Source organism: Micromonospora sp. WMMD980 (genome assembly GCF_029626035.1).
Lineage (GTDB): Bacteria > Actinomycetota > Actinomycetes > Mycobacteriales > Micromonosporaceae > Micromonospora.
This window is the reverse complement of the sequence record NZ_JARUBE010000003.1, coordinates 2,985,746-2,997,570: the sequence shown is the minus strand read 5'-3', so window position 1 is coordinate 2,997,570 and position 11,825 is coordinate 2,985,746. Positions and strand designations below refer to the sequence as shown.

Below are 11,825 nucleotides of genomic sequence, written 5' to 3'. Positions count from 1 at the left end.
GGACACACGGCAGGCCACCGGGGGTGCGATTGGCTGTCGGAGCTGGCCGGCGCCGGTCGTAGCATTCTGCGCAGCCACCGTGACCGCACGCCGAGGAGCGATGACCCGTGTCTGAATCCACCGCCCCGACCACCGACGCCACCGATCCCGCCGTCGGCACCGCCCGCGTCAAGCGGGGGATGGCCGAGATGCTCAAGGGCGGCGTGATCATGGATGTGGTCACCCCGGAGCAGGCGAAGATCGCCGAGGACGCCGGCGCCGTGGCCGTGATGGCGCTGGAGCGGGTGCCCGCCGACATCCGCGCCCAGGGCGGCGTGTCCCGGATGAGCGACCCCGACATGATCGACGGCATCATCTCCGCCGTCTCGATCCCGGTGATGGCCAAGGCCCGGATCGGCCACTTCGTCGAGGCGCGGGTCCTGCAGGCGCTCGGCGTCGACTACGTCGACGAGTCCGAGGTGCTGACCCCGGCCGACTACGCCAACCACATCGACAAGTGGGCGTTCACCGTGCCGTTCGTGTGCGGTGCGACCAACCTGGGCGAGGCGCTGCGCCGGATCACCGAGGGCGCCGCCATGATCCGCTCGAAGGGCGAGGCGGGCACCGGTGACGTCTCCAACGCCACCACCCACATGCGGAGGATCCGCCAGGAGATCCGCCGGCTCCAGACGCTGCCCGCCGACGAGCTGTACGTCGCGGCGAAGGAGCTGCAGGCCCCGTACGAGCTGGTCAAGGAGGTGGCCGAGCGGGGCAAGCTGCCGGTCGTGCTGTTCACCGCCGGTGGCATCGCCACCCCTGCGGACGCGGCCATGATGATGCAGCTCGGCGCCGAGGGCGTCTTCGTCGGCTCGGGCATCTTCAAGTCCGGCAACCCGGCGCAGCGGGCCGCCGCGATCGTCAAGGCGACCACCTTCCACGACGACCCGGACGTGCTGGCGAAGGTCTCGCGCGGCCTGGGCGAGGCGATGGTGGGCCTCAACGTCGACGAGATCCCGGTCCCGCACCGCCTGGCCGACCGCGGCTGGTGAGCGGTAAGGAGGGGCCCCTTGTTAACGCCTCCGGTAGAGAAGGGGCCCCTTCTCACACCTGCGAGAGGAGCGACCGGTGACCGTACCCGTGATCGGGGTGCTGGCGCTGCAGGGCGACGTACGCGAGCACGTCGCGGCGCTGACCGGCGCGGGCGCCGACGCCCGCCCGGTGCGCCGCCCCGGTGAGCTGGACGCGGTCGACGGCCTGGTGGTGCCCGGCGGCGAGTCCACCACGATCAGCAAGCTGGTCGACATCTTCGAGATGCGCGAGCCGATCGACAAGCGGATCGCCGGCGGCATGCCGGTCTACGGCTCCTGCGCCGGCCTGATCATGCTGGCCGCCGAGGTGCTGGACGGCCGCCCCGACCAGCGCGGCTTCGCCGGCATCGACATGACGGTCCGGCGCAACGCCTTCGGCCGCCAGGTGAACTCGTTCGAGGCGCCGGTGTCGATCGCCGGGGTCGACGGCGACCCGTTCCACGCGGTGTTCATCCGCGCGCCGTGGGTCGAGCGGGTCGGCCCGGACGTCGAGGTGCTGGGTCGGGTGACCGACGGGCCGGCCGCCGGCCGGATCGTCGCGGTCCGCCAGGGTGGTCTGCTGGCCACCTCCTTCCACCCGGAGCTGACCGGTGACCTGCGCCTGCACCGCCTCTTCGTGGACGTGGTCCGGGCCGCCGGCTGACCGGCCGCCGCGTGGTCGTGGTGACGGGAGTGACGCGCGGTGACGTCCGCTCGGTAGGATTGCCGGGTTCGGCTCCGGCGTGGGCTGTCGACGCAGGCGTGGATCACTAACGGAGGTACTCAGATGTCCGGCCACTCAAAGTGGGCGACCACCAAGCACAAGAAGGCCGTGATCGACGCCAAGCGCGGCAAGATGTTCGCCAAGCTGATCAAGAACGTCGAGGTGGCGGCCCGCACCGGCGGCGGCGACCCGGCCGGCAACCCCACCCTCTTCGACGCCATCCAGAAGGCGAAGAAGAACTCGGTCCCGAACGACAACATCGACCGCGCGGTCAAGCGCGGCTCCGGCCTGGAGGCGGGCGGCGCCGACTGGCAGACGATCATGTATGAGGGCTACGGACCCAGCGGCGTGGCGATGCTGATCGAGTGCCTGACCGACAACCGCAACCGCGCCGCCACCGAGGTGCGCACGGCGCTGACCCGCAACGGCGGCTCGCTCGCCGACGCCGGCTCGGTGTCGTACATGTTCTCCCGCAAGGGCGTGGTGATCGTGCCGAAGGCCGGCACCAGCGAGGACGACGTGATGATGGCCGTCCTCGACGCCGGCGCCGAGGAGGTCAACGACCTCGACGAGGCGTTCGAGGTGATCTCCGAGCCGGGCGACCTGATCGCGGTGCGCACCGCGCTGCAGGACGCCGGCATCGAGTACGAGTCGGCCGAGTCCTCCCTGGTGCCCAGCGTGAACGTGCCGCTGGACGAGGAGGGCGCGCGCAAGATCTTCAAGTTGATCGACGTCCTGGAGGACTGCGACGACGTGCAGAACGTCTACGCCAACTTCGACGTCTCCGACGAGGTGATGGCCGCGGTCGGCTGACCGCGCAGGCCGGGCCGGGCGCCGGGCACCCGTGAGCACGGGTGCCCGGCGCTTGCCGTCCGGGTCTCAGCCGATCGGCTCCCGCTGCCGCCAGGCCGTGCGCACCGACGTCCGCCCGTTGGTGCGCAACAGCGAACCCTCGTAGACGCGCGCCCCGGCGGCCAGGAAGGCGGCGGCGGTGAGCAGCAGCAGCGCCAGCGACACCAGCGGTTCCCAGGCCGCCGCGTCACCGGTGAACAGCCGGGCCGGCATCGCGGTCGGCGCGGAGAGCGGCAGGTAGGACAGGATCCGCATGGCGGTGGCGTTGTCGTTGAGGAACACCACCGCGAAGAACGGCGCCATCACCGCCAACTGCACCGGCGTGGACACGGCCGCGATGTCCTCCTGCCGGTTGACCAACGCGCCGGCGGCCGCCCACATCGCGGCCAGGAGCAGGAAGCCGGCCAGGAAGAACGGCACGAACCAGCCGAGCGCGGGGGCGACCAGGCCGAGCAGTTCCCCGCCGCCGGTCAGCCGCATCCCGACGAGCGCGGTGGCCGCGATCAGCGCCACCTGGCCCAGCGCCAACGTGCCGGCGGCGACGATCTTGCCGGCGAGTAGCGCCCGTGCCGGCACGGCGGCCACCAGGATCTCCACGATCCGGGTCTGTTTCTCCTCGGTGACGCTCTGCGCCACCTGCACCCCGAACGTCTGGGACATGAAGAAGAAGACGAACGCGAACGCGAACGGCACCAGGTAGGCGGTGAACGGGTCCACCGCATCCGGGTCGAGCAGCCGTACCGCCGGCGCCTCGCTCAGCGCCCGCACCACGTCGTCCGGGGCCCGGTCGTCGCCGATCACGGTCGGCCCGGCGACGACCGCCGCGTCCGCGTCGCCGTCACGTACCGCACGTTCGGCGTCCGCGTCGTCGGCGACCAGGAGGACGTCCAGCCCGGCCGCGCGCAGCGGGGCGGCGTCGGCCACGGCGACCGCCACCGTCGACGGTCCGCCGCGCAACATCGCCGGGAGCACCGTGGAGGCGACCGCGATGAGCAGGAAGATCAGCGTGCCGTACCGGAAGGTCTTGTCCCGGAGCTTGACCTTGATCTCGCGCGCGGCGACCAGCCGGGTGGCCTGGTAGGTGTTCACTGGTTGACCTCTCGGAAGATCTCGGCGAGGGACGGGGTGACCGGTCCGAAGGCCCGCACCGGGCCTCGGGCCAGCGCGGCGCGCAACACCGACTGGTCGTCCGTCGTGGGGGCGAGGTCGACCACGGCGCGCGCACCGTCGAGGTCGACCAGCTCCACCCCGGGCTGGTCCCGCAGCCAGCCGGCGTCGCCGTCCACCACCAGCTCGAAGCGGGGCAGGGTGTACGCGGCGCGCAGCTCCGCGCGGGATCCGGCCGCCCGGATCGTGCCGCCGGCGATGAGCACCAGGTCGTCGCAGAGCCGTTCCACCACGTCGAGCTGGTGGCTGGAGAAGAGCACCGGCGCCCCGGCGGCGGCCCGTTTCCGCAGCACCGCGACGACCGTGTCGACGGCCATCGGGTCGAGCCCGGAGAAGGGCTCGTCCAGGATCAGCACCTCCGGGTCGTGCACCAGCGCGGCGGCGATCTGTGCCCGCTGCTGGTTGCCGAGCGACAGCGTCTCCAGCAGGTCGTCGCCGCGCTCGCCGAGGCCGATGCGTTCCAGCAGCGCGTCGGTTCGGCGGCGGGCCGCCGCCGGGGCGAGCCCGTGCAGGCGGCCGAGGTGGACCACCTGCTCACGGGTCGTCATCTTGGGGTAGAGGCCGCGTTCCTCGGGCATGTAGCCGAAGCGCCGGCGGCCGTCGCGGGTGAGCCGGTGCCCCCGCCAGGTCACCTGCCCGGCGTCCGGGGCGAGCACGCCGAGGACGATCCGCATGGTGGTGGTCTTGCCGGCGCCGTTGCCGCCGACGAACCCGGTCAGCCGCCCGGCGGTCACGTCGAAGGAGACATCCTTGAGCACCTGGCGACCGCCGAAGCTTCGGTCGACGCCGTCCAGGCGGAGCACGCTGGTCATGCCCGCGACGCTACGGCCGTCCGGGTGCGGCGGCGTCCGACCACGGGTTGATCATCCGGGTCCGTCGCGCGGGGGACCCGATCACCCGCCGGGGCGGACCACCCCGTGCTCGTACGCGAAGATCACCGCCTGGACCCGGTCCCGCAGGCCGAGTTTCGCCAGCACCCGGCTGACGTGGGTCTTCACTGTCGCCTCGCCGACGTGCAGCCCGGCCGCGATCTCCGCGTTGCTGGACCCTCGGGCGACGAGCGCCAGCACCTCCCGCTCGCGCGGGGTCAGCTCCGCGGTCGCGGCGTCGTGCCGGGGGTCGGGCGGCGCCGCGCCGGGCCGGGCGAACGTGGAGATCACCCGCCGGGTGAGCGCCGGGGCGATCAGCCCCTCGCCGCGCGCCACCACCCGCACCGCGTCGAGCAGGTCCTCCGGGGTGCCGTTCTTGAGCAGGAAACCGCTCGCCCCGGCGCGCAACGCCGCGAACAGGTAGTCGTCCCGGTCGAACGTGGTGAGGATGAGCACCGCCGGCCCGTCGCCGGCGCCGACGGAGGTGATCCGCCGGGTGGCCGCCAACCCGTCGAGCACCGGCATCTCCACGTCCATCAGCACCACGTCCGGCCGCAGCGCGGACGCCATCGCCACGGCCCGTTCCCCGTCGGCGGCCTCGCCGACCACCTCGATGTCGTCCTCCACCTCGAGGATGACCCGGAAGCCGACGCGAACCAGGTGCTGGTCGTCGACGAGCAGCACCCGCACCGGCGGCTCCGGCGCGGTCACGTCGCCCGCCCGGCGGTCTCGACGGTCAACGGGAGGCGGGCCCGGACCCGGAAGCCGCCGCCGGCACGCGGCCCGGCCTCCAGCTCGCCGCCGTGCACGGCGGCCCGCTCCCGCATGCCGATCAGGCCGAGGCCGTCGCCGCCCGGGATGCCCCCGCGCCCGTCGTCGCTCACGTCCACCTCCAGTTCCCGGGCGAGGTAGCGGATCCGCACGTCCAGCGACGTGGCGGACGCGTGTTTCACCACGTTGGTCACCGCCTCCTGCACGATCCGGTACGCCGCCTGCGACACCGAGCGCGGCAGCGGCGCCGGGTCGCCGTACACCCCCAGCTCGACCCGCAGCCCGGTCTCGCGGGCCCGGTCGACGAGCGTGCCGAGCTGGTCGATGCCGGCGGCGTCCACCTGCGCGGGGTCCGCGCCGACGCTCGGGTCGCGCAGCACGCCGAGCATCCGGCGCAGCTCGTCCACCGAGGTGCGGGCGGTTTTCCTCGATGGCGCTCAGCGCGGTCCGGGCCTTGTCCGGGTCGCGGTCGAACACCCGCCGGCAGGCGGCGGCCTGCACGCCCATCACCGAGACGTGGTGGGCGACCACGTCGTGCAGTTCGCGGGCGATCCGGACCCGTTCGCCCATCACCGCCCGCTCGCGCGCCTCGTGCTGCGACCGGCGCAGCTGCTCGGCCTGTTCCCGCAGCTCGTGCTGGCCCTGCGCGGCCACCCACGCGGTCTGCCCGAAATAGTAGGCGAAGGCGAAGAACAGCACGTTCCAGAGCACCCCGTTGATCACGGCGGCGAGCACCGGCGGCACCGGCCCGGCCGCCCCGGTGAAGGCGTCCGCGGAGAACTGCTCCATCTGCAGCGCCAGCGCGAGCGCCAGCCAGCCGAACATCGCGGCGATGATGCCGATCCGGACGCGTCCGGCCAGCCGCCGGTCGGTGCCCCAGGCGCCGAGGGTGTAGAGCGCGGCGAACAGGGCCGCCGACGGCAGCCCGGACACCGGGATCGCCCGGGCCTGCCCGGCGATGAAGGCGATCGAGATCAGCACCGCGACCGCGGCGGGCCACCGCCGTCGCACCGCCAACGGCGCGGTGGCCGCGACGGTCCACCAGAGCTGCTCGGCCAGGCTCGGCGGCGGCCCCAGCAGGAAGGCGCCGGTGCTGCGGGCCAGCGTCAGCTCGAACAGGGCCAGCACGGTGAGGCCGAGGCCGATCCAGAGGTCGGTGCCGCGCTGCTCGGCCGTGGGCCCGGGCCGTCGCCAGTCGGTCGTGGGTGTGGTGCTCACCGTACGACCATGCCATCCGGGCCGCCCCGGCCGGCCGGGAAGGCCGGTACGGGTGGGCCTGGTGCGGCGGGCGGCGGCCTGAACGCCGCCACCCGCCGTACCCGTCGGGTCCCGGTCCGGCACCCCCGTGTGCGCCGGACCGGGACCGGGTCTCATCGGGCCGCGCGCCGCGCCTTGACCACGCTGTCGACCACGTCCCAGACCGCGACCACCAGGGTCACCACCGCGGCGATGCGGGTGACGTCGTCCGCGCCGCCGTCGCGCAGCCAGGCGAACCGGTCGACCAGTTCGGGGTTGAGCAGCCGGTCGGTGAGCAGCAGCCAGACCACCGGCGCGGCGAACGCCAGGTTGAGCAGCGCGTTGACCGCGACCAGCGGCCAGGTCCAGCGCCGGGCCCGGTACTTCGCCACCTCCAGGCCGACGGTGGCGACCAGCACCGCGATCAGGGCCGGGAGCCAGAAGCTCCACAGTGCCGGGTCGAGCACCGGCAGCCGGGAGCCGTCGTCGGTGCTCCAGCGCTGGAAGTGCTGCCCGACGATGACCGCGATCGTGCCGAGGAGGAAGGCGATGGAGGCGAAGCAGTCCGGCTGGCTGATCTGCCGGTCGCCGGTCTCCTCGGGGAGTTGGTCGACGGTCCAGTCGGGCAGGCCCAGCGGGGCCTGGGCGCGTTCCAGGACGGCGAAGCTCAGCGTGACCCAGAACGCGATCTGCACGGCGGTCTGGATGGCGACCGAGATCGCCGCGCCGATGGCCCCGCCGGGCTCGCCCCCGACGGTGGCCTTGACGAGACCGGTGGCCGTGCCGGCGAGCGCCGGGATCCAGGTCAGCAGCATCCGCAGCACCCGCCACCAGATCAGGTAGTAGCGCGGGCCGATGAGCTGGAGCGTGCGGTCGCTGTAGCGGGCGGCGAGCGCCTCGGGGCGACCCATCTCGGTGAGCACCTCGCGCTCGGCGGCGGCGTGGTCCTGCCCGCCGGCGGTCCGGTCGTCGATCATGTCGGCGATCGAGGCGCGCAGTTCCTCGGACAGCTCGGCCCGGCGGGGTGCCGGCACGGTCCGCAGGGTGGCCGCCACGTAACGGTCGGTCAGGGAACTCATCGTCCCGCTCCTTCGATCAGCTGGGTCATGGACGCCTGCACCGCGGACAGGTCGTCCAGCAGGCGGGTCAGGACCGCCTCGCCGTCGTCGCTGGTGCGGTAGAACTTGCGCGGCCGGCTCTCGTCGGTGTTCCACTCGCTGGTCAGCAGCCCCTGGTCCTCGAGGCGACGCAGCAGCGGGTAGAGCGTGTTGGCGTCGACCGCGAAGCCGTGCGCGGCCAACCGTTGCAGCAGGGCGTAGCCGTAGTCGGGACGGCGGAGCGCCACCAGGCCGGCGACGACGATCGTGCCGCGTCGCAGCTCCTGGAGGTGGGTCCGGAGAACCTCGTCGCTGACCATGCGTCACACGATAGTGTGTGCCACACACCATTGCAAGCCCATACAGCATCGTGCGTCACGCACCAGGCCGTGGGAGAGACGCGGACCACCTCCGGCGCGGACGGTGGAGGCGGCGAGATCACCTCGGTAGGGTGGGTCGGTCGACTCCGACGCAGCTCGATCCACAACCCGGGGGGCGCCACGCATGGGCGATTCGTTCGCGCATCTGCACGTACACACCGAGTACTCGATGCTCGACGGTGCGGCCCGGCTCAAGGACCTCTTCGCCGAGGCGGCGCGCCTCGGCATGCCGGCGGTGGCGATCACCGACCACGGCAACATGCACGGCGCGAACGACTTCTACAAGCAGGCCATGGCCGCCGGGATCAAGCCCCTCCTCGGCGTCGAGGCGTACGTGGCGCCGGAGTCGCGCTTCCACAAGGCCCGGGTCAAGTGGGGGCGCCCCGAGCAGAAGAGCGACGACGTCTCCGGCAACGGCGCCATCACCCACATGACCATGTGGGCGGCGAACCGCACCGGCCTGCACAACATGTTCCGGCTCAACTCCCGCGCCTCGATGGAGGGCCACTACGTCAAGTGGCCCCGGATGGACATGGAGCTGATCGCCGAGCACGCCGAGGGCATCATGGCCACCACCGGCTGCCCCTCCGGCGCGGTGCAGACCCGGCTGCGGCTCGGGCAGTTCGACGAGGCGCTCAAGGTCGCCGCCGCCTACCAGGACATCTTCGGCAAGGACAACTACTTCCTGGAGATCATGGACCACGGCCTCGACATCGAGCGCCGGGTCCGCGACGGGCTCACCGAGATCGCCCGCAAGCTCGACATCCCGCCGGTGGTCACCAACGACTCGCACTACACCCACGAGGCGCAGGCCGAGGCGCACGACGTGCTGCTCTGCGTGCAGACCGGCAGCAACGTCGCCGACCCGAACCGGTTCCGCTTCGAGGGCGGCGGCTACTTCGTCAAGTCCGCCGACCAGATGCGCGCGGTCGACTCCTCCGAGCTGTGGCAGCAGGGTTGCCGCAACACCCTGCTGGTGGCCGAGAAGGTCGACCCGACCGGGATGTTCACCTTCCACAACCTGATGCCGCGGTTCCCGATCCCCGAGGGCGAGACCGAGGAGTCCTGGTTCCGCAAGGAGACGTTCGCCGGGCTCAAGCGCCGCTTCCCCGGCGGCATCCCGGAGGGCCACGTCGTCCAGGCGGAGTACGAGCTGGGCGTCATCATCCAGATGGGCTTCCCGTCCTACTTCCTCGTGGTCGCCGACTTCATCCAGTGGGCGAAGAGCCAGGGCATCGCGGTCGGCCCCGGTCGCGGCTCGGCCGCCGGCTCGCTCGTCGCGTACGCGTTGGGCATCACCGACCTGGACCCGATCCCGCACGGCCTGATCTTCGAGCGGTTCCTCAACCCCGAGCGGGTCTCGATGCCGGATGTCGACATCGACTTCGACGAGCGTCGGCGCGGCGAGGTCATCAAGTACGTGACCGACAAGTGGGGTGAGGACAAGGTCGCGCAGATCGCCACGTTCGGCACGATCAAGGCGAAGGCCGCGATCAAGGACTCGGCCCGGGTGCTGGGTTTCCCGTACGCGGTCGGCGACCGGATCACCAAGGCCATGCCGCCGGCGGTGATGGGCAAGGACATCCCGCTGTCCGGCATCTTCGACCCGAAGCACCCGCGCTACGCCGAGGCCGGCGAGATCCGCGGCCTCTACGACTCCGACCCGGACGTCAAGAAGGTCATCGAGACCGCGAAGGGCATCGAGGGGCTGATCCGGCAGACCGGCGTGCACGCGGCCGGCGTCATCATGTCCGCCGAGCCGATCATCGAGCACATCCCGCTGATGCGCCGCGACGCCGACGGCGTGATCATCACGCAGTTCGACTACCCGACGTGCGAGTCGCTCGGGCTGCTGAAGATGGACTTCCTCGGCCTGCGCAACCTGACCATCATCGACGACGCGGTGAAGAACATCGGGCTCAACCACGGCAAGGAGCTGGACCTGCTCGGCCTGCCGCTGGACGACAAGGCCGCGTACGAACTGCTCGCCCGGGGCGACACGCTCGGTGTGTTCCAGCTCGACGGCGGGCCGATGCGCTCGCTGCTGCGGATGATGAAGCCGGACAACTTCGAGGACATCTCGGCCGTGCTGGCGCTCTACCGGCCCGGCCCGATGGGCGTCGACTCGCACACCAACTACGCGCTGCGCAAGAACGGCCTCCAGGAGATCACCCCGATCCACCCGGCGCTGGAGGAGCCGCTGCGCGAGATCCTCGCCCCCACCCACGGCCTGATCGTCTACCAGGAGCAGGTGCAGCGCGCCGCGCAGATCCTCGCCGGCTACACGCTCGGCCAGGCCGACCTGCTGCGTCGGGCGATGGGCAAGAAGAAGAAGGAGATCCTGGACAAGGAGTTCGTCCCGTTCCGGGACGGCTGCCGCGCGAACGGCTACCCCGACGACGCCATCCAGGCGGTGTGGGACGTGCTGGTGCCGTTCGCCGGCTACGCGTTCAACAAGGCGCACTCCGCCGCGTACGGCCTGGTGTCGTACTGGACCGCCTACCTGAAGGCGCACTACCCGGCCGAGTACATGGCGGCGCTGCTCACCTCCGTCGGCGACGACAAGGACAAGATGGCGCTCTACCTGTCCGAGTGCCGCCGGATGCGGATCCAGGTCCTCCCGCCGGACGTGAACACCTCCGCCGGCCCGTTCACCCCGGTCGGTAAGGAGATCCGTTTCGGTCTCGGCGCGGTGCGCAACGTCGGCGCGAACGTGGTCGCCTCGATCATGCGCTGCCGTGAGGAGAAGGGCGAGTACGCCGACTTCTACGACTTCCTGTCCAAGGTGGACGCGGTGGCCTGCAACAAGAAGACCATCGAATCGCTGATCAAGGCCGGCGCGTTCGACTCGCTGAAGCACTCGCGCAAGGGCCTGCTGGCCGTGCACGCCGACGCCATCGACGCGTACGCCGACGTCAAGCGCAAGGAGGCGGTCGGCCAGTACGACCTCTTCGGCGCCGGGTTCGGCGACGCCGACGCCGGCGGCAGCACCACCGTCATGCCGGTCATCGGCGACGGGGAGTGGGACAAGCGCGACAAGCTGGCGTTCGAGCGCGAGATGCTCGGCCTCTACGTCTCCGACCACCCGCTGTTCGGCCTGGAACACGTGCTCGGCGCGGCGGCCGACACCACCATCGCCGCGCTGTCCGAGGAGGGCACCGTGCCCGACGGCGCGGTGGTCACCCTCGCCGGCATCCTCTCCGGCGTGCAGCGCCGGGTCACCAAGCAGGGCCGGGCCTGGGCCTCGGCCACCCTGGAGGACCTCGCCGGCGGCGTCGAGACGCTGTTCTTCCCGAACACCTACGAGGTGATCGGGCAGTACATCGCCGAGGACGCGATCGTGGTGGTCAAGGGCCGGGTGGACCGCCGCGACGACACCCCCCGGATCATGGCGATGGACATGTCCATGCCGGACGTCACCAGCAATCCGGCGAACAAGCCGGTCACGCTCACCATCCCGGTGCACCGCTGCACCCCGCCGCTGGTCGAGCGGCTGAAGGAGACGCTGGTGCTGCACCCCGGCGACACCGAGGTGCACGTCAAGCTGCTCAACGGCGGCAAGGTCACCACGCTGCGCCTCGGCCCGTTCCGGGTCGCCGCGACCACCGCCCTCATGGGCGACCTGAAGAGCGTCCTGGGCCCGACCAACGTGAGCTGACCGTGCGGGCCGGTCGGTGATCGGG

9 protein-coding genes and 1 pseudogene are annotated in these 11,825 nt (G+C 71.7%); 4 read left to right on the top strand and 6 right to left on the bottom strand.

Going from position 1 to position 11,825, the window contains the following annotated elements; all coding sequences use genetic code 11:
• Positions 1-107 precede the first annotated feature (107 nt).
• From pdxS to O7618_RS13835, 3 genes are all read left to right on the top strand, one after another.
• Positions 108-1,028, top strand: a complete 921-nt coding sequence (gene pdxS, locus O7618_RS13845) for a pyridoxal 5'-phosphate synthase lyase subunit PdxS (protein ID WP_278106493.1) — start codon at positions 108-110, stop codon at positions 1,026-1,028.
• 76 nt (positions 1,029-1,104) lie between these two features.
• Positions 1,105-1,710, top strand: coding sequence for a pyridoxal 5'-phosphate synthase glutaminase subunit PdxT (pdxT, locus tag O7618_RS13840; protein WP_278106492.1), 606 nt, complete (start codon positions 1,105-1,107; stop codon positions 1,708-1,710).
• 123 nt (positions 1,711-1,833) lie between these two features.
• Entirely contained in the window at positions 1,834-2,583 is a 750-nt protein-coding gene (locus O7618_RS13835) for a YebC/PmpR family DNA-binding transcriptional regulator (protein WP_091067368.1), read from the top strand.
• A 66-nt stretch (positions 2,584-2,649) separates the two neighbouring features.
• On the opposite strand, the gene O7618_RS13830 is transcribed toward O7618_RS13835, so the two are convergent.
• From O7618_RS13830 to O7618_RS13805, 6 genes and pseudogenes are all read right to left on the bottom strand, one after another.
• On the bottom strand, positions 2,650-3,711 hold the full coding sequence (locus tag O7618_RS13830) for an ABC transporter permease (protein ID WP_278106491.1): 1,062 nt from the start codon (positions 3,709-3,711) through the stop codon (positions 2,650-2,652).
• On the bottom strand, positions 3,708-4,601 hold the full coding sequence (locus tag O7618_RS13825) for an ATP-binding cassette domain-containing protein (protein ID WP_278106490.1): 894 nt from the start codon (positions 4,599-4,601) through the stop codon (positions 3,708-3,710). Before O7618_RS13825 ends, O7618_RS13830 begins: the two co-directional genes overlap by 4 nt.
• Positions 4,602-4,682: 81 nt before the next feature.
• Entirely contained in the window at positions 4,683-5,369 is a 687-nt protein-coding gene (locus O7618_RS13820) for a response regulator transcription factor (RefSeq protein WP_278106489.1), read from the bottom strand.
• Positions 5,366-6,647, bottom strand: a pseudogene (locus tag O7618_RS13815) (sensor histidine kinase). The gene O7618_RS13820 and the pseudogene O7618_RS13815 overlap by 4 nt, the downstream one beginning before the upstream one ends.
• A gap of 152 nt (positions 6,648-6,799) precedes the next feature.
• Complete coding sequence (locus O7618_RS13810) at positions 6,800-7,744, bottom strand: permease prefix domain 1-containing protein (protein WP_278106488.1); 945 nt, start codon at positions 7,742-7,744, stop codon at positions 6,800-6,802.
• The gene (locus O7618_RS13805; RefSeq protein ID WP_278106487.1) at positions 7,741-8,082 is read right to left on the bottom strand and encodes a PadR family transcriptional regulator; all 342 of its coding nucleotides are present in this window, start codon (positions 8,080-8,082) and stop codon (positions 7,741-7,743) included. The genes O7618_RS13810 and O7618_RS13805 overlap by 4 nt, the downstream gene beginning before the upstream one ends.
• 184 nt (positions 8,083-8,266) lie before the next feature.
• Between O7618_RS13805 and dnaE the strand changes: the two genes are divergently transcribed.
• A complete protein-coding gene (dnaE, locus tag O7618_RS13800) occupies positions 8,267-11,800 on the top strand; it encodes a DNA polymerase III subunit alpha (protein ID WP_278106486.1) in 3,534 nt (1,177 codons plus the stop codon).
• Positions 11,801-11,825 lie beyond the last annotated feature (25 nt).